This window comes from Streptomyces sp. NPDC002698, assembly GCF_042888945.1.
GTDB lineage: Bacteria > Actinomycetota > Actinomycetes > Streptomycetales > Streptomycetaceae > Streptomyces.
The window spans coordinates 15,770-34,261 of record NZ_JBIAQM010000051.1 but is presented as its reverse complement, the minus strand read 5'-3'; the positions used below and the strand labels follow the sequence as shown (position 1 = coordinate 34,261).

13 protein-coding genes are annotated in these 18,492 nt (G+C 70.5%); 2 read left to right on the top strand and 11 right to left on the bottom strand.

What is annotated here, in order from left to right; translation table 11 throughout:
* Positions 1-215 precede the first annotated feature (215 nt).
* A complete protein-coding gene (locus ACFYW9_RS37800) occupies positions 216-1,718 on the top strand; it encodes an alpha-N-arabinofuranosidase (RefSeq protein ID WP_389159604.1) in 1,503 nt (500 codons plus the stop codon).
* 20 nt (positions 1,719-1,738) lie between these two features.
* Here ACFYW9_RS37800 and ACFYW9_RS37795 read toward each other — a convergent pair whose 3' ends face one another.
* The 10 genes from ACFYW9_RS37795 to ACFYW9_RS37750 all read right to left on the bottom strand — a co-directional run bounded on the left by ACFYW9_RS37795 (position 1,739) and on the right by ACFYW9_RS37750 (position 16,810).
* Positions 1,739-4,726 carry a beta-galactosidase gene (locus tag ACFYW9_RS37795; RefSeq protein ID WP_389159603.1) on the bottom strand — a complete coding sequence of 996 codons (2,988 nt, stop codon included), beginning with the start codon at positions 4,724-4,726 and terminating at the stop codon, positions 1,739-1,741.
* Between the two features lie 299 nt (positions 4,727-5,025).
* Entirely contained in the window at positions 5,026-5,817 is a 792-nt protein-coding gene (locus ACFYW9_RS37790; protein WP_389159602.1) for an intradiol ring-cleavage dioxygenase, read from the bottom strand.
* A gap of 615 nt (positions 5,818-6,432) precedes the next feature.
* Positions 6,433-8,124, bottom strand: coding sequence for an aminotransferase class I/II-fold pyridoxal phosphate-dependent enzyme (locus ACFYW9_RS37785; RefSeq protein ID WP_351871932.1), 1,692 nt, complete (start codon positions 8,122-8,124; stop codon positions 6,433-6,435).
* 161 nt (positions 8,125-8,285) lie between these two features.
* The gene (locus ACFYW9_RS37780; RefSeq protein WP_389159601.1) at positions 8,286-9,431 is read right to left on the bottom strand and encodes an aldose epimerase family protein; all 1,146 of its coding nucleotides are present in this window, start codon (positions 9,429-9,431) and stop codon (positions 8,286-8,288) included.
* 55 nt (positions 9,432-9,486) lie between these two features.
* Positions 9,487-10,731 carry a multiple monosaccharide ABC transporter permease gene (gene mmsB, locus ACFYW9_RS37775; RefSeq protein WP_389159600.1) on the bottom strand — a complete coding sequence of 415 codons (1,245 nt, stop codon included), beginning with the start codon at positions 10,729-10,731 and terminating at the stop codon, positions 9,487-9,489.
* A complete protein-coding gene (gene mmsA, locus ACFYW9_RS37770; protein WP_389159599.1) occupies positions 10,728-12,278 on the bottom strand; it encodes a multiple monosaccharide ABC transporter ATP-binding protein in 1,551 nt (516 codons plus the stop codon). The genes mmsB and mmsA overlap by 4 nt, the downstream gene beginning before the upstream one ends.
* Positions 12,279-12,310: 32 nt before the next feature.
* Entirely contained in the window at positions 12,311-13,423 is a 1,113-nt protein-coding gene (gene chvE, locus ACFYW9_RS37765) for a multiple monosaccharide ABC transporter substrate-binding protein (protein WP_389159598.1), read from the bottom strand.
* 141 nt (positions 13,424-13,564) lie between these two features.
* A complete protein-coding gene (locus ACFYW9_RS37760; RefSeq protein WP_389159597.1) occupies positions 13,565-14,566 on the bottom strand; it encodes a hypothetical protein in 1,002 nt (333 codons plus the stop codon).
* A gap of 85 nt (positions 14,567-14,651) precedes the next feature.
* Entirely contained in the window at positions 14,652-15,656 is a 1,005-nt protein-coding gene (locus ACFYW9_RS37755; RefSeq protein ID WP_389159596.1) for a zinc-binding dehydrogenase, read from the bottom strand.
* Positions 15,653-16,810: a mandelate racemase/muconate lactonizing enzyme family protein gene (locus ACFYW9_RS37750; protein ID WP_389159595.1), complete on the bottom strand. Its 1,158-nt coding sequence runs from the start codon at positions 16,808-16,810 to the stop codon at positions 15,653-15,655. Before ACFYW9_RS37750 ends, ACFYW9_RS37755 begins: the two co-directional genes overlap by 4 nt.
* Positions 16,811-17,063: 253 nt before the next feature.
* Here ACFYW9_RS37750 and ACFYW9_RS37745 point away from each other — a divergent pair, with 253 nt between their 5' ends.
* Positions 17,064-17,816 (top strand): hypothetical protein, encoded by a 753-nt coding sequence (locus ACFYW9_RS37745; protein ID WP_389159594.1) that lies wholly within the window; start codon positions 17,064-17,066, stop codon positions 17,814-17,816.
* 170 nt (positions 17,817-17,986) lie between these two features.
* Here ACFYW9_RS37745 and ACFYW9_RS37740 read toward each other — a convergent pair whose 3' ends face one another.
* Positions 17,987-18,448 (bottom strand): MarR family transcriptional regulator, encoded by a 462-nt coding sequence (locus ACFYW9_RS37740; RefSeq protein ID WP_351871906.1) that lies wholly within the window; start codon positions 18,446-18,448, stop codon positions 17,987-17,989.
* Positions 18,449-18,492 lie beyond the last annotated feature (44 nt).

Sequence of the window (18,492 nt, the reverse complement as noted above, 5' to 3'; positions counted from 1 at the left end):
GCCTGCGCCAGTGCCGCGGCACCAGGGCCTGTCGTTCGGACCATGCGGCGGGACGCGGGGCAGACCCTGGGCCGCCCGTACCCGAACGCATCCGAACGCTTCCGCACTCGCTCACGGGCCCGCACCCGACCCGCTTCCGCACCCGCTCACGGGCCACCGCACCCGCCGCCCCCGCGGCTGAACCGTCCCATCCTCCGGCGCCCCGAAAGGACACCATGCGTACCGCCCGCTTCGCCCTCGACCCCGCCTTCACCATCGGCGAGGTCGACCCCCGTCTCTTCGGTTCCTTCGTCGAGCACCTCGGCCGCTGCGTCTACACCGGCATCTTCGAACCCGGCCACCCGGCGGCCGACGCCGACGGCCTGCGCACCGACGTGCTGGAGCTCGTCCGCGAGCTCGGTGTCACGGCCGTCCGCTACCCCGGCGGCAACTTCGTCTCCGGCTACGACTGGGAGGACTCGGTGGGCCCCGTCGAGGAGCGGCCCCGCCGCCTCGATTTCGCCTGGCGCTCCACCGAGTCCAACCGCTTCGGGCTCAGCGAGTACATCGGCTTCGTGCGCAAGATCGGCCCGCAGGCCGAGCCGATGATGGCCGTCAACCTCGGCACCCGCGGGGTCGCCGAGGCCCTGGCACTCCAGGAGTACGCCAACCACCCCTCGGGGACCGCCCGTTCCGACCGGCGGATCGCGCACGGCGACAAGGACCCCTTCGGCATCCGGCTGTGGTGCCTCGGCAACGAGATGGACGGCCCCTGGCAGACCGGCCACAAGAGCGCGACGGAATACGGCCGGCTCGCCGCCGAGACGGCCCGCGCGATGCGGCAGATCGAGCCCGGCCTCGAACTCGTCGCGTGCGGCTCGTCCGGACAGGGGATGGCGACCTTCGCCGAGTGGGAGGCGACGGTCCTCGCCGAGACGTACGACCTCGTCGACCACATCTCCCTGCACGCCTACTACGAGGAGACCGACGGCGACCGGGACTCCTTCCTCGCCTCCGCCGTCGACACGGAGTCGTTCATCGAGAACGTGGTGGCGACCTGCGACCACGTGGGCGCCCGGCTGAAGTCCAAGAAGAAGATCAACCTCTCCTTCGACGAATGGAACGTCTGGTACCAGAGCCGGTCCGACCCGCACCCGGTCGAGGACTGGCAGGAGGCCCCGCGTCTGCTGGAGGACGTCTACTCCGTCACGGACGCGGTCGTGTTCGGCTCGCTGCTCATCGCGCTGCTGCGGCACGCGGACCGGGTGCGTGTCGCCTGTCTCGCCCAGCTCGTCAACGTCATCGCGCCGATCATGACCGAACCGGGCGGCCCCGCCTGGCGGCAGACGACGTTCCACCCGTTCGCGCAGGCCTCGGCCCACGGGCGCGGGCAGGTCCTCGACGTCCGGGTGGACTCACCGACGTACGAGACCCGCAGGTACGGCGAGGCGGACCTGCTGCACGCCACCGCGGTACGCGCCGAGGACGGATCGGTCACCGTCTTCGCCGTCAACCGCGGCCAGAGCGAGCCGCTGCCGCTCGAAGTGGCCCTGAACCGGCTGGGGCTGACGTCGGTCGTCGAGCACAGCGCGCTCGCCGACGCCGATCCGGACGCCGTCAACAGCCTGCACGACCAGGAGCGGGTGACCCCGCACCCGGTCGAGGGGACCACGCTCCGGGACGGCACGCTCAGCGCCGTCCTGGAGCCGCTGTCCTGGAACGTGATCAGGCTCGTCTAGAGCCCCTTCCTCACCCTTCCTCACGCGCTCCCCGGGCCGGGGGAGGCGACCGGTGTCACCGGCACTCCTCCGGCCGCGCTGCCCAGCAGCGTCAGTTCCACCCGGCCGGGGCCCGCGGGCGTGGTCCCGTCGGACAGCACCGCGAGGGCCAGCGTGTTGTGACCCCGGGTGCGCAGCACCCCGTTGGGGAGGACGAACGTGTGCTGCGGGCCCACGTCGTTGATGTACTGGCCCATGTTCCAGCCGTTCAGGAAGATCTGGACACGATAGGCGCGGGCCGGATCGTCCGTGAGGGTGAGCCCGATCGACGCGTCCACCCCGCTGTCCACACCGAGCCGGAATCCGGTGCGGTACCAGGTGACGCCCTGGCGCCGCTCGGCGCACGGGAAGCCGACGGCATTCCAGCCGCCGTCCGCGAAGCCCGGCAGATGCCAGCCGTGGCGTTCCCCGTGCAGACCTCCGGCGTTGAGCGGTCCGCGCACCGGGTCGGGGGCCGCCTCGCCCTGGATGCGCCAGCGGACCGCCGGAGCGGCCCCGGCGAAGGTGACGGCCGTCAGGCCCCGGGCCGCCTTGTGCGTGTCGTCGGCCTTGCCGTCCTGGTCGTGCTGCATCCGCCGGACCAGGACGGACAGCACATGGGACCGCCGCTCCCGGGGCCGGACGGGGAAGGTGGCGGTGGCCGCCCAGGTGCCCTTGCGCACGGTCTTCTTGTCCGGCACCGGCATCCGGTGGGTGCCGAGCGGTTCGCCGTCCAGCCAGGCCATCAACAGCCCCTGGGTGCCGGCGACATAGGTCAGCGACACCGAGTCCGCGCCGTCCGCGTCCGCGTCCGCGAAGTGTCCCCGGTACCAGACGTCTCCGTAGTGGAAGCCGTAGTCGTCGGCGAACAGCACGGGCTGCCCGGCGGGCACCGGGGTGACGCTGTACGAGGACGTCCTGTCGGTCACCCGCCATCCGGTGTCGTCGTGATCGGGGTCCGACTCGGGATTCCCCTCGGCCCGGCGCCAGCCGGTGAGCGCGGGCAGCCGCACCCGGCCCGGTCCGGCCAGCGGCCGCTCGGCCCGCAGACTCCCGGAGGGGGTGGCGTGGGCCTTCAACGCGTGCTCGTTCCAGACGAGTTCGGTCACCCCGCGGGGCCCCCACACCTCCAGGTCCGCCGTCCCCGCCGTGTCGCCGGTGAGACGCGCGGCCGTGCCGCGCAGGACGGCCGTGCGCAGCAGCGCCGGGCCGCGCACCAGCACCGGACCCGACGGGGTGTCGTGGCGCCACAGCGAACGGGAGCTCTCGTCGTCGGCGAACAGCAGCAGGAGGGGAGCCCCGACCCCGCCGCCCTCCACCCGGACCCGGGTGATGCCGTCGAGCACGGCGTCGATCCGCAGGACCCCGTCCTCGTAGCCGTACCCGGCCTCTCCGTCCAGCACGGTGACCTTCGGTTCGCCCGTGGCCTCCAGACAGGTGCGCGTGGACTCGCCCGCCCGGCCGGTGAACACGGCGATGTCCTGCCGTCCCGCGGCCAGCCACAGCATCGGCTGGGCGGTGGACCAGCTCAGTTTCCGGCGCCCCAGGGAGATCCCGGCGGCGAGCAGCCGTGCGTCGAGACCCGGCACCGGCACCTCGACGGCCGTTCCGGCGAGCGCCAGGGTCGCGACGGCCTCGGTGGGGGAGTCGTTGCGCAGCACATGGAAGCGCGCCCGCGTGTCCGGATTGACCAGGTGGTACGCCTTGATGCCGGGGCCCGCCCCCGTGCCGTCGCCGGGGAGCGGCTCGGCGCGGTCGAGCTTGGCCAGGTCGGGCACCGACTGCAGCAGCCGGCCGATCTGGTGCATGGGGAGGAGCTTCTCGGTCGGCCGGCGTGCCTCGTCGATGGCGGCCCCGTAGTCGTACGACGTGTAGACGATCGGCGCGGGCAGCCAGCCCCAGGAGGTGCCGCCGAAGGTCATGTAGACGTTGTGGACCGTGATGCCGTTGGCGAGGTTGGTGAGGTAGAAGCGCCGTTCGTAGGCCGCGTCCCGGGTGCGGCGGGACTCGGCGTACCCGAGGCCGTCGAACTCCGTCCCGCCCCACGGATCGAACCAGCCGCCGCCGAACTCGGGGATGAACCCCGGGGTGTCCGGGCTGGCGGTCGAGCCGCCCTTCATGCCGCCGGGGCCGAAGTACCCCCAGTCCGGAGGTGTCTTGAAGGGGGAGGGATAGCCGTCGAAGCCGTACAGGTAACGCCCGCGCTCGCCGCCCGTGTCGAAGGTGCCGGGGGCCCAGTGCCCGTTCCTGCCCTTGTCGTTGTGGAAGAGGGGGACGTCGATGCCGTCGGCGCGCACCTTGGCGTACAGGTGAGCCATGTAGTCACGGCCCGCGGGCTCGTCCACATGGTTGTCGTACTCGTTCTCCAGCTGGTACAGGACGATCGTGCCGCCGCCGTCGGTGTAGAGGTGGCGGGCCGCGATGCGGTCGACCGCGGTGAGCCACCCGTCGACGTGCTTCAGGTAGGTGGGGTCGGACGTGCGGGCCACCCCGGGGGTGGCCGTCAGCCAGCCGGGGAAGCCGCCGGCGTCGACCTCGGCGTTGATGTACGGGCCGGGGCGCAGGATGACGTACAGCCCGGTCTCGGCGGCGGTGCGCAGGAAGAGATCGAGGTCGCGGACCCCGGTGAAGTCGTACTGCCCGGGTGCGGGGGAGTGGTAGTTCCACGCGACGTAGATGCTGACCGCGTTGTAGCCGTGGGCGCGCATCTTCTGCAGGACGTCCCGCCACAGGGACGGGCTCGGCAGCCGGAAGGGGTGGAACTCGCCCGACCAGATCACCAGGCGCCTGCCGTCGATCAGCATCGAGTAGCGGTCGAATCCGACCGTGTGCTTCCCGCCGTCGGCGGTGGGCGGCGCGGGCGCGGGCCCGGTGGGTGCGAGGGGCGCCCTTCCGGCCGCGCACGCCTCGTCGCTCCCGGAGCCGCTCACTGAGAGGCCGAGGGCCGCGGTGCCGGCGAGTGCGTTGAAGGTACGTCTGCTCAACACCATGCGGGTTCTCCCGGAGGACGGCGACGGGGCTTCCCCCGCTCGGTCCGAGCCCGGGAAGCCGGGGGAAGGTGCGGCCATTGTCCACAGGGGCAGGTCATTTGATGGTCGTACGACGATTCCGGCGCGGGGGGATTACGCGAGATGGCCGCGAGCGGAGCGGGCGGCGTGCCGGATGCGGCGGCTTCGTCGTTCCGCCGGCCGGCTGGCCGCTGACCGGGATGGTCGTCCCGACGGTCGCGGCCGGGGGCGGCCCGCGGGTGCGCGGACCGCCCCCGGCCTCCGTGGGGGGAGGGTCCGGGTCAGCTCGTCTCGACGCCGAGCGTCAGGGTGCCGGTGTAGCCGGCGGAGGTGGTGCTGCCGAGGGCCGTCAGGGTCAGGAGGCCCGAGGAGGCGCCCCCGTCGTCGTAGATGGAGTCCTGGGCGAGGGTGGTGCGGGTGACCGTGTTGGTGGAGTACGGGGACACCCTGGCCATCGCCGCGGTGATCGTCTCGCTGCAGAAGAGCTGGCCGGTGTGGAGTTCCCTGCCGCCGGTGAAGGAGCCGTCGGAGGTGAGGGTGACACCGGTGTGCACCTTGACGTGGATGTGCACGCAGCGGCCCCGGTACCAGCCGGGGTAGATCGTGGTGATGTTCGCGACGCCGGACGTGTTCGTCAGGACGCCGCCGCGCAGGAACGTGCCGTCGTCCGGCTCGCTGTGGCCGTTGTTGCCGACGAAGCCGGAGTACTCGCCGAGCGCGTCGCAGTGCCAGATCTCGACGAGGGCGTTACTGATCGGCACGCAGGTGTCGTCGTCGACGACGGTGAGCACCAGCTTGAGCGGGGCGCCCGCCTTGCCTTCGGTGACATTGGCGCGGACGAGCTGGCCGTCGAGGTAGTAGGGGCCTTCGGTCATCTCCTTGGTGAGGGTGCAGACGGCCGCCGCGGCGGGGGCCGCGTCCGCCGGGTCGGCGACGGGGGCGTGGGTGGGGGCGGGGGCGACGGGTGCCGCGGCGGCCACGGCGAGTGCCGCGGCCGAGGCGCCCGTGGCGATCAGTACGGTCCGGCGCCCGAGAGGGGCCTCCGACGTGTCTTTCGTGGGGGAATCTGTCATGAACACGGCACCGTAGGGACGGTTGCTGTCGGTCGGCTGTCAGTTCCGTAAAGCGACAGCGCGTCAAGCTCCATGTCGGACACGTTGTCCGGCCGCCTGCCGCGCGGGGGTGCGGCAGGGCGGGGACATGGAAGAAGCGGAGACGCCGGGGGTTCGGTCCGCCCGGCGCTCCGCTGTGTGGTCCGGCACCGGAACGCGGCGCGGGACACGAGGGTCCTCGGGCGCCGGGCGGGGATACCGCTGCCCCTGCCCGCACCCTCGGTCGTGGCGGTTCCCCGCGCCCGGCCCGTGGGGAGGCCGGCCACGCGGGGGTCCCGCCCGGCCTGTGGGGAGGCCGGCCGCGCGGATCCCGCGCGGCGGTATGAGTGGCCTAGGGCCTGTCGTTTGGATCAGGTGGCGCCGAGGTGCGGTGCCTTGTCGGCCGGGCCGAGCGGGGCAGGGTGCGTGCGGCTGCAAGGCGGAGGAGGGAGGCGACGCGGTGGGGGCACCTCCCGGCCGAAGGCTGGGGGACGTCGGCAACCGACGACAACGCCGCTGGGGGTCCCCCCTGCTCGCAGAGCTTGGGGGAGTGCGTGCCCTGCCCCGCGTCCCGCCGCATGATCCAAACGGCAGGCCCTAACCGGCCTGGTTGTACAGCATGGCGCCCACGGCTCCCCAGCCGGCGCTCGGCTGGGGTGGGGGAGGTTCCGGCTGTGTCCTGCCGCGGACCTGGGCCGCCGTCAGGCCGCCCTGCGCGCCCATGGAGGCGCCGCCGGCCATGCCGGGCATACCCGTCTGGGCGGCCGGCTGGAGCCCGGCCGAGGGGGCCGGTGCCTGCATGGCGGCGGGCGGCATCTGGGCCGGCATCGCCCCGGGGCTCTGGGCCGCGGCCGGCCAGTTGGCGGGCTGCGGGGCGGGGTAGCCCTGGGCCGCCAGGGGCTGCTGCGGGGCGGGATAGCCCGGGGCGGCGGCGGGCTGCTGGGCCGGGTAGGGCGAAGCGGCGGGCCGCGGCTGGGGGGCGGACGGCAGGCTGGGCTGCGGGGCGGCGGCGGCCACCGGCTGGGGGACCGGGGCGGGCTGTCCGGGCCACGCGTTCGCCTGCGCGGCCAGCCCCTGCATGCCGGCTCCGTTGGTGGCGCCGACGAGACGGTCCACCATGGCGTTACCCGAGCCGTAGCCGGTCCCATTGCTCAGCTCGGGTACGGCGGTTTCCTGTCTGGACCCGTAGAGGACCTGTTCCAGGCCGGCCACCAGGCGGCGTACATCCGACTGGGGGCGTACCACGAGCCTCAGGAAGCGGCTGGACGAGCCGACCTTGTTGCCGCACTCGCGGACCAGGATGCGGTGCTCGGTGAGCAGCCGGTCCCGGACCACGGTGCCCTCGGCGCCGACGGGAAGACGTACGAACAGGAAGTTGCCCTGCGAGGGGTAGATCGTCAGACCGGGCAGCGCGGAGAGCTGGCGGGCCATGTCGAGCCGGTCGCGGCGGACCATGTGCAGGCTCTCCATGTACTCCTTGCCGTGGTTCTTGAGCATGAACACCACGGTCTCCGCGAAGGAGTTGAGGTTCCACTTCGGCAGCATCGAGCGGACCTTGCCGGCGAGCGAGGGGTTGGCGACCATGTAGCCGAAGCGGATGCCGTGCAGGCCGAAGTTCTTGCCGAGGCTGCGCAGCACGATGACGTTGGGCCGCATGACCGCGTCCTCGACCACGCTGGGCTCCGACTCGGCGTCGGCGAACTCCAGGAAGGACTCGTCGATGACGACCAGGTCCAGGTCGGCCATCGCGTCCATGAACTGGATGACCGACTGGCGCGGCAGGAAGCCGCCGTCGGGGTTGTTCGGGTTGCAGATGACGGCGACCTTGGTGCCGCGCGAGCGGATGAACTTGGCGTACGAGGCGAGGTCGAGCGCGAAGCCGGTGGACTCCTGGAGCGGGAACATGTCGACCCGCTTGCCGGTCTCCATGGGCTGGTCGGTCCAGCGGCCGAACGTGGGGACGGGTATCGCGAGGGACTCACGGACCAGCAAGTGATCGATCCATGTGATGAGTTCGGTCGAACCGTTGCCCATCGCGACGCACTGCGGCGGAAGCTGGAGCAGCGAGCACAGCTCACTGGTGATCGTGTCGGCGCTGCTCGGGTAATAGGTGATGATCTCGCGCAACCGGCCCGCGAGTTCGTCGAACATCGCGGGCGTGGGGAAGTACGGGTTGCAGGGGATACAGAAGTCCACCGGGCCGGCTCCGTCGCCCTCCCGCGTCAGTGCGGCCATCGACGGACTGTGCGCCGCGGTGCCGCGAAAGAGCGAGGTGACATTGCCGGCCATGGAACCTCCGTATAAGGCGAGCCCGCTGGGGAGGACGGGCCCCCGTTCTTTGGGTGGCCCGCGCGGGGGAGCACGGGCCGCCCTCTCATACGGATACGGATGTGGCGCTGTTCAATCGTTGTGAGGTCGTGCGGATTTTGTGAACCGGCTGTGAGGTCGTGTCACGCGCCGAACGAGTGAACCGTGCTGGTCCGGTAGGTCTGCCCCGGCCGCAGCACCGTCGAAGGGAACGACGGCTGGTTCGGGGAGTCCGGGAAGTGCTGGGTCTCCAGGCACAGGGCGTCGCCCTGGCGGTAGATGTGACCGCCGGTGCCGACCAGGGTGCCGTCGAGGAAGTTGCCCGAGTAGAACTGGAGGCCGGGCTCGTTCGTCGCGATCGTCAGGGTGCGGCCGGAGGAGGGGTCGCGGAGTGTCGCGACCTGCTCGGGCCTCGCCGTGATCCCCTTGTCGAGGACCCAGTTGTGGTCGATGCCCTTGCCGTACAGGAGCTGCTGGTGGGCCACCCGGATGTCCCGGCCGACGGTCTTGGTCCGGCGGAAGTCGAAGGGGGTGCCGGCGACCTTCGCCAGTTCCCCGGTGGGGATCAGGCCCGAGTCGACGGGGGTGTAGCGGGAGGCCGCGATCTCGAGCTCGTGGTCGTAGACCGAGCCGCTGCCCTCACCGGCGAGGTTCCAGTACACATGGCTGGTGAGGTTGACGACGGTGGCCTTGTCGGTGGTGGCCTCGTAGTCGATGCGCCAGTCGCCGTTCCGGGTCAGGGTGTAGGTGACCTTCGCCCTGAGCGTGCCCGGGTAGCCCATCTCGCCGTCGATGCTGGTGTGGTGCAGGACGAGTCCGACGTCGGAGCCGGAGGTGAAGCCCTCCACGTCCCAGACGCGCTTGTCGAAGCCCTTGGCGCCGCCGTGCAGGCTGTTGACACCGTCGTTGACGGAGAGCTGGTGGCTCGTGCCGTCGAGGGTGAACCGCCCCTTGCCTATGCGGTTTCCGTACCGGCCGATCAGGGCGCCGAAGTACGGGGTCCTGGCGACGTAGTCGTCGATGTTGTCGAAGCCCAGCGAGACGTTCCTGTACCGGCCGTGCCGGTCGGGGATCTCCAGGGACTGGACGATTCCGCCGTAGGACAGGACCTTGAGCCGTGTCCCGCCGTTCGCCAGCGACCACCGGTGGATCCTGGTGCCGTCGGCGAGCTTGCCGAAGAGTTCCCTCACGGGCTTGCTGCCGCCCGCCGCGTGCGCCGTGCCGATGGTGGCCGCGGTTAACCCCGCTGCCGCCGCCGCTGCGATGACCGTACGTCTGCTCGTTTCCATTCTGCGGCTCCTGCCCAATGGAGGGGGCCCCGCCTTCCGGCGGGGCCCGGCTGACTTACGAACCGACCTTGCGCTTGTTCCACACGTCGAAGCCGACCGCGGCCAGGAGCACCAGGCCCTTGATGACCAGCTGATAGTCGCTGCCGACGCCGACGAGGTTCATGCCGTTGTTCAGCACGCCCAGGACGAGACCACCGATGATCGCGCCGAGGATCGTGCCCACGCCGCCACTCATCGACGCACCGCCGATGAACGAGGCCGCGATGGCTTCGAGTTCGAAGTTCAGGCCTGCCTTCGGGGAGGCCGCGTTGAAGCGGGCCGCGAAGACCAGGCCCGCGAGTGCGGCGAGCATGCCCATGTTGAGGAAGACCAGGAAGGTGACCTTCTTGTCCTTCACACCCGACAGCTTGGCCGCCGGAAGGTTGCCGCCGATCGCGTAGATGTGCCGGCCGATGATCGCGTTGCGCATCAGGTAGCCGAAGCCGGCGACCAGGACGCCGAGGACCAGCAGGACCACCGGAGCACCCTTGTAGCTGGCGAGCAGCATGGTGACGGTGAGCACGGCGGCGACCAGCGCGACGAGCTTGAGCAGGAAGAGGTTCCTCGGCAGGACGTCGAGCGAGAACTCCTGCTGCCGCTTGCGGTCCCGGATCTCCTGGAACACCACGAACGCGATCAGGCCGATGCCGAGCAGCAGCGTGAGGTTGTGGTAGTTCGTGTTGGGTCCGACCTCGGGCAGGAAGCTGTTGGCGACCTTCTGGAGGCCCTCGGGGAACGGGCCGATCGTCTGGCCCTCGAGGAAGATCTCGGTCAGACCGCGGAAGATCAGCATGCCCGACAGGGTCACGATGAACGACGGCATGCCGGCATACGCGATGAGGAAGCCCTGCGCCGCACCCGCGATCGCGCCCATGGCCAGGCACAGCACCACGGCTATGGGCCACGGGACGTCGTGGTTGACCATCAGCACGGCTCCCACCGCGCCCACGAACGCCGTCAGCGAGCCGACCGACAGGTCGATGTGGCCCGCGATGATGACGAGCATCATGCCGATCGCGAGGATCAGGATGTAGCTGTTCTGCAGCACCAGGTTGGAGACGTTGCGCGGCAGCAGCAGGTCGCCGCCGGTCCACACGGCGAACAGCACCACGATCAGGCCGAGGGCGAACAGCATGCCGTACTGCCGCATGTTGCGGCGCATGCCGTGCAGCATCAGCTGAAGCAGGCTCTCTTCCGTGCCTGAGCCGCTCTTGCCGGCCGGCGCCGGGGCCGGCGTCTTGGCGGTCACATCCGTGCTCATCGGGTTACCTCTTTGTCCTTCGTCATCTGGCGCATCAGCGTTTCCTGCGAGGCCTCCGCCCGCGAGAACTCACCCGTCAGCCGTCCCGCGGCCATCGTGTAGATGCGGTCGCACATACCGAGCAGCTCCGGCAGCTCGGAGGAGATGAAGACGACCGCCTTGCCCTCGGCCGCCAGCTTGTCGATGACCGTGTAGATCTCGAACTTGGCGCCCACGTCGATCCCGCGGGTCGGCTCGTCGAGGATCAGCACCTCGGGGCCGGCGAAGATCCACTTGCTGAGGACGACCTTCTGCTGGTTGCCGCCGGACAGCTTGCCCACCGGCTCGAAGACGGTCGGCGCCTTGATGTTCATGGAGGTGCGGAAGCCCTCGGAGACCTGCCGCTCCTCGTGCTCGTCGACCACACCGCGCTTCGCGACCTTGCCCAGGGCGCTGAGCGTGATGTTGCGGTTGATGGTGTCGATGAGGTTGAGCCCGTAGTGCTTGCGGTCCTCGGTGACGTACGCGATCCCGTGCCCGACCGCTTCGGACACGGACTTCGTACGGATCTCCCGGCCGTCCCTGACCACCGTGCCGCCCGCGTACCGGCCGTAGGAGCGCCCGAAGACACTCATCGCCAGTTCGGTGCGGCCGGCGCCCATGAGCCCCGCGATGCCGACGATCTCACCGCGCCGCACGGAGATCGACACGTCGTCGACCACCTTGCGCTGCTGGTCGATCGGGTGGAACACGGTCCAGTCGCGGATCTCCAGGGCGGGCGCGGCCCCGGCCTCCGGGTGGTGCGGTGTCCGCTCCGGGAAGCGGTGTTCGAGGTCGCGGCCGACCATGCCGCTGATGATCCGGTCCTCGGTGGTCTCCGGGGCCTTCACATCGAGCGTCTCGATCGTCCGCCCGTCGCGCAGGATGGTCACCGAGTCCGCGACCCGCTCGATCTCGTTCAGCTTGTGCGAGATGATGATCGAGGTGATGCCCTGAGCCTTCAGCTCCAGGATGAGATCGAGGAGTTTGCCGCTGTCCTCGTCGTTCAGGGCGGCCGTCGGCTCGTCCAGGATGAGCAGCTTCACCTTCTTCGACAGCGCCTTCGCGATCTCGACGAGCTGCTGCTTTCCCACGCCGATGTCGGCGACGCGGGTCTGCGGGTTCTCGTCGAGTCCGACCCGGCGCAGCAGCTCGGCGGCGTGCCGCAGCGTCTCGGTCCAGCTGATGATCCCGCGGGTGGCGTGCTCGTTGCCGAGGAAGATGTTCTCCGCGATGGAGAGGTAGGGCACCAGGGCCAGTTCCTGGTGGATGATCACGATGCCGTGGTGCTCACTGGCCCTGATGCCCTTGAAGGAGCAGACCTCCCCCTCGAAGAGGATGTCCCCTTCGTAACTGCCGCTCGGGTGGACGCCGGAGAGGACCTTCATCAAGGTCGACTTGCCGGCGCCGTTCTCGCCGCAGATGGCGTGGACCTCGCCCTGCTGGACGGTCAGAGTGACGTCCGAGAGCGCCTTGACGCCGGGAAAGGTCTTGACGATCGAGCGCATTTCCAGGACGGGTCCCGCCATGGTCGTGCCTTCCAATCACTAGGGGGTGGCGGTTACTTGAGGTCGCTGTCCTTGTAGTAGCCCGTGCCGACGAGCTCCTTCTCGTAGTTGGACTTGTCGACGCCGACCGGCTGCAGCAGGAAGGCGGGAACGACCTTGGTGCCGTTGTCGTACGTCGTGGTGTCGTTGAGCTCGGGCTTCTTGCCCTTGAGCGCCGCGTCGACCATGCTCCCGGCGACCTTCGCGAGCTCGCGGGTGTCCTTGTAGACGGTCATCGTCTGCTCGTCCGCGATGATCGACTTCACCGACGCGAGCTCGGCGTCCTGGCCGGTGACGACCGGCAGCGGCTTGCTCTTGGAGCCGTAGTCGTCCGACTTCAGCGCGGACAGGATGCCGATGGAGATGCCGTCGTAGGGCGAGAGCACGGCGTCGACCTTGGCGCTCTTGTACGACGAGGTCAGGATGTCGTCCATGCGCTTCTGGGCGGTGCCGCCGTCCCAGCGCAGGGTGGTGACCTGGTTCAGCGCGGTCTGGCCGGACTTGACGACGAGCTGCTTCTTGTCGATGTACGGCTGCAGGACCTTCATCGCGCCGCCGAAGAAGTACTTCGTGTTGTTGTCGTCGTTCGAGCCGGCGAAGAGCTCGATGTTGAACGGGCCCTTCTTGGAGCCGTCCGCGAGACCGAGCTTCTGCAGGATGTAGTTGCCCTGGAGCTCGCCGACCTTCGAGTTGTCGAAGGACGCGTAGTAGTCGACGTTCTTGGTGCCGAGGATCAGGCGGTCGTAGGAGATGACCGGGATGTTCGCGTCGGCGGCCTGCTGGAGCACGTTGTTCATCGACTTGTTGTCGATGGCCGCGATGATCAGGGCCTTCACACCCTGCGTGATCATGTTCTCGATCTGCGAGACCTGCTGGTCCGGGTCGTCCTCACCGAACGCGAGCTTGGTCTTGTAGCCCTTGGCCTCAAGGTCCTTGACCACGTTGTTGCCGTCGCCGATCCAGCGCTCGGAGGACTTCGTCGGCATCGAGATGCCGATCGTGGCGCCCTTGGTGTCTCCCGACTTGTCCTTGCTGCCGCCGTCGCTGTTCTGGCCGCAGGCGGACAGGGCGAGGGCGAGGGAGGCGGCTCCGGCTATGGCGGTGAGGGCGGCTCTGCGGTTACGCATGATCATCATCCTTGATGTCTTGGACCGGGCTCGGTCTCGCGGAACTCGGAAGCTCCGGGAGCTTTGAGAGAGGAAGGCCGAGAAGGTGTGTTGGATTGTGCGCGACTGTGTCTGCTTGTGTGAAGGGGGTTTGTGCGAACGTTATGAGGGAGTGTCGAACCGGGAGAGCGTGCCGGGCAGGCGGGAGCCGAGCGGGGCCATGTCGTCGCCCGCTCCGTGCCGTGACAGCAGGTCAAGGGCGAGCCGGCCGCGCCGTACCCGCTCCCGGGCCGTGCTCAGGGTCAGGTCCCGCAGATGGTGTCCGTACGGGTAGATCCCGGGGGTCTTGGACAGCCCGAACTTCAGATACAGCGGTGCGCCGCGCCGGATCAGCTCGGCGACCTCGTACATCCGGATGTACCCGCCGAGATCGTCGGGGGCCTCGATGTACATGTCCATGGGGGCGGCGGAGACCCGCCGGATCTCGGTGAGATGATCGAGCGTCAGATCGCTCGGCACGTTCAGCGAGTCGGCGCCGAGGTTCTCGTACACGGCGTACGAGGCCGGATTGACCGGACCGATCAGCGCCGAGACCTTGAACGTCGTGTCGGCCGGGAGGATCCCGGCGACGCGCGCCCGGTGCAGCGTCCACAGCACGCCCTCGTCGGCGACGAGCAGGCACTTGACGCCCAGCTCGGTCGCCCGGACGGCGTCCTCGACACAGCCGGCCATCGCGTCGTGGCCGCGGGCGCGCAGCCCGCCGCCGCGTGAATCGGTGCGTGCCGAGGCGCCGATGTCCCAGATGCCGCGCGGTCCGGTGAACAGGCAGAGCTCGATGTCGCGTTCACCGGTGGCGTCGACCATCTCGGTGATCTCGGCGTCGGTCAGCATCCAGACACCGCTGCCCTGGCTGATCCGGTGGATCGGCACATCGAGCCGCGAGGCTTCCTTGAGGACCACGGCGAGCGCCTCGGGCCCCTCCACGGAGGGGACCTCGGTGCGCCAGCGGCCGCCTCCGGGGAAGGTGTGCGGCGAGGCGTCGTCGGGGGAGAGGGCGGGTGCGGCCAGGCCGAGTGCGGCCAGGGCCGGCTCGCCGGGGCGACGGGGCGCCGTGGGAGGGGCGTCGGTCACAAGCTGTCCTTCATTGTTCGATATTTCGGGCATGGTTCGTGACGCTGGGCGCGCGGGGCCTGGTGTGCGCCGGTACGGGGCCGTCAGGAAACCCCGTACCGGCGCACGGCTCGGAGGGTCACGGCCTCAGCAGGACCTTGCCGACCTCGGGATCACCGGAACCCACCAGGTCGATGGCCTCCGGGAACGCGGCGAGCGGCAGCTCGTGCGTCACCAGCGGCGACGGGTTCAGCAGCCCGGCCCCGAAGACCCGCACCGTGTGCGCCCAGGCCTCCGGCGGCGCCCCGAACACGGTGTGCACCTCCAGCTGCCGTACGACGAGATCGGTCGGGTCGAGACCCTCGGCGCCCGGCGCCGGGATCCCCGTGAGGACCAGGCGCCCGCCGCGCCGCAGCAGGGAGGCGGCGGTGCGCGCGGCGGACGCGGACCCGGCGGTCTCGATGACGACGTCGAAGCCGTCGGGGAGCTGCTGCTCCCTGGTACGGAACTCGGTGGCGCCGAACTCCTTCGACAGCGCGGCCCGGTCGGGGCGGGTGCCCACCACGAGCAGCTCGGCCGGGGAACCCGCCTTCAGGAACTGCACGGCGAACATCCCGAGCGTCCCGGTGCCCACCACGGCCACGCGCTCGCCGGGCCGGGCGTTCGCCTTGAGCGCGGCGGCCGCGATGCAGGCGGCCGGCTCCAGCAGGGCGGCGGCGCTCAGATCGGCGTCGTCGGGCAGTACGTGCAGCAGCCGGGCCGGCAGCGTCAGCGTGGCCGCCATGGCACCGGGGACGGTGAAACCCGTCTCCTCGTACCCGGCCGTGCACAACGTCGTCTCGCCCGCGTGGCAACGGTCGCAGACCTGGCAGTTGCGGAAGCCCTCGCCGACGACCTTGCGGCCGACCAGCGTCGCCGGGACACCGGCGCCGACCTCCTCGACGGTCCCGGACCACTCGTGGCCCGGGGTCAGGGGGTAGCGGACGTACCCCTCGGGCCGGTTGCCCTGGTAGACCTCGCGGTCGCTGCCGCAGATGCCGACCGCGTGCACCCGCACGAGCGCCTCGCCCGCCGCGGGCCGGACCGGCTCGTGCGGGACGAGCCGGTGCTCGCCCGGACCCTCGACGACGACCGCGGTGCTCACTTCGCCCCCTTGGGCTTGCGCTGCTCCCAGCCGTCGGCCCACAGGTCGAACCGGGCCTGCTGCTGGGGGAACTCGGCCGCCGCGTCGACGTCCAGCTCGACGCCGAGTCCCGGCTCGTGGGACAGCTCGAAGTAGCCGTCCACGACCTGCGGGGCGCCCTTGACGACCTTCTTGATCTCCGCGTCGGCGAAGTCGTTGAAGTGCTCCAGGATCTTGAAGTTCGGCGAGGTGAAGCCGACCTGGAGGGAGGCGGCGGTCAGGACCGGGCCGCCGACGTTGTGCGGCGCGACCAGGACGTAGTGCGCCTCCGCGGTGGCGGCGAGCTTGCGGGTCTCCCAGATGCCGCCGATGTGGCCGACGTCGGGCTGGATGATGTCGACCGCCTGGCTCTCGAAGAGCTCGCGGAACTCGATGCGGTCGTGGATCCGTTCACCGGTGGCGAGGGGCATGTCGACCTTGGCGGCCACCTTCTCCAGCGCCTTGAGGTTCTCCGGCGGCACCGGCTCCTCCAGCCACGCGGGCTTGAAGGGCGCGAGCTCGTGGGCGAGGCGGACGGCGGTGGACGGCGAGAAGCGGCCGTGCATCTCCAGCATCAGCTCGGTCTCGGGCCCGATCGCGTCGCGCACGGCCTCGATGAGCGACACCGAGTACAGCGTGGCCTCGTGGTCGAGCTCGAAGTGCCCGGTGCCGAAGGGGTCGATCTTGAGGGCCTTGTAGCCCCGCGCGACGACCTCCTGGGCGGCCTTGTGATAGGCCTCCGGGGTGCGTTCGGTGGTGTACCAGCCGTTGGCGTACGCCTTCACCCTGTCGGTGACCTTGCCGCCGAGGAGCTGCCAGACCGGCACCCCGAGCGCCTTGCCCTTGATGTCCCAGCAGGCCATCTCGATGACCGCGATGCCGGACATCACGATCTCGCCGGCGCGCCCGTAGTCGCCGTACTTCATCCGGCGGACCAGGTCCTCGACGGCGAACGGGTCGGAGCCGAGAATATGGTTGGCCTGTGCCTCGTGCAGGTAACCGAGCAGCGCGTCGGTGTGGCCCAGCATGCGGGTCTCGCCGACGCCGGTGATGCCCTCGTCGGTGTGCACCTGGACGTAGGTCAGGTTCCTCCAGGGTGTCCCGACCACGTGTGTGGTGATTCCCGTGATGCGCACGGCAGATGCCCCCTGTGCTTTCAGCTCTGTTCGAAATTTCGTCACACGTTCGAAATGCTGGCGTGACAGTAAGGACGCGGCCCGGGGGGTGTCAATGGGTCGCGCGCATAACGGTTTCGACGCGATGGGCGCAGGATGGCGGGGAATGTTCGGGGGTGTCGGTGTCCGACGGACCGGAATACTGGATTCCGCACAACATCTTCACAACTGCGCCTAGGAACGTTACCGGCGGTGACCCTAGTCTTCCCGCGTCATGGACTACTGCCACGTGTGCCGCAGGCACCTCAACGGCGCCCTCGCCTGTCCCGGGTGCGGTACCCCGGTCGACGAACTCGGCGCGGACACCGAAGGGGCCGGCGCGCGCCCTCCGACGGGTGCGGACGCCGACGCGCGCCACGGCGCGGACGGTGACGTCGAGTGGCGCTCCCGCCGGGCCGCGCGGCGGCGCGGGGGCCGTGTCCTGGACGCGGAGGCCGGGAGTCCGGATGACCCGCGGGCTCCGGCCGGCGCCAGCCGGCGCGACCGCAAGGCGGCCGCGCATCGCCGACGGCGCCGCCGCACCCTGTACATAGCCGTGGGCTTCGTCCTCGCGGCCGGTGGTCTGAGCCTCGCCGAACTCGGCGTCGACGCGCCCGGTCTCGGCCCCAGTCCCGCGGCGGCGGAGTCGCCCGACGGCTCGGCCTCGCCGGCGGCGTCCTCGCTCCCGAAGAAGGCCCCCTCCAAGTCCCCCTCGGCCGGCCGCACGCCCGGCTCCTCCGCGTCGGCCTCCGTGTCCCCCTCCGCCTCCGCCTCCGCGTCTCCCGCCGCGTCGAGCGAGAAGAGCACCGAGGGCGCCGGATCCCCGACCCTCGGCACCCGCCCGGACCACTCCACCTCGGCCCCGGCGACCGCCTCCGCGGGCCCGGGCGCGTCGGCCCCCGCCGGCACGGACCCGACGACGTCGGCACCCGCGCCGACGCCCTCGTCCTCGGACGACTGCAACCGCTTCCTGTGGTGGTGCTCGTAGGCGGGTCGCCCGGCACGGGGTGACCCTTCCGGCCCCGGGCCCGCCGAACAGGGCCCGTCACGGCCCGCGGTTCGCTGCCCGCTGCCCGCCGAACCGTGCCCGTCGCTCCCCCGGCAGGCTCGCCGTCGAGGGCGCCCGCGTCTCGGCCGCCGTCGCCGGGGGTCCGGGGCTCAGCCGCTGGTGCCGGCGGTGCCGGGGGCCTCGCCCAGCATGCGGAGCAGCAGGTCGCGCAGGGACAGCCGTTCCTGGTCCGAGAGCTCCGCCAGGGGTTCGCGGGCGAAGTCGAGCGAGTCGCGCAGTCCTCCGGCGATTCTGCGGCCCTCGGCCGTCGCCGCCGCCAGTTTCACCCGGCGGTCCGCCGGGTCGGGGCGGCGCTCCACCAGCCCCCGTGTCTCCAGCCGGTCCACGATCCCCGTGACGTTCGACGGCTCGCACCTCAGCTTCTGCGCCAGACGGCGCATCGGCAGCGGCTCCAGCGAGAGCAGGCTCAGCAGCCGCGCCTGCGCGCCGGTGAGGGCGTGCGCGGCGGCCGCGTCCTCGTACTCCTCGTGGTAGCGGGCCACGACCGTGCCGATCAACTCGACGACCTCCATGGTCAAGGGGTCGATCCGTGGTCTCTTGTGGGTGGCCATGCTCCCGATCCTACCGCGTTACTTGACATCATGAAATATTCAGG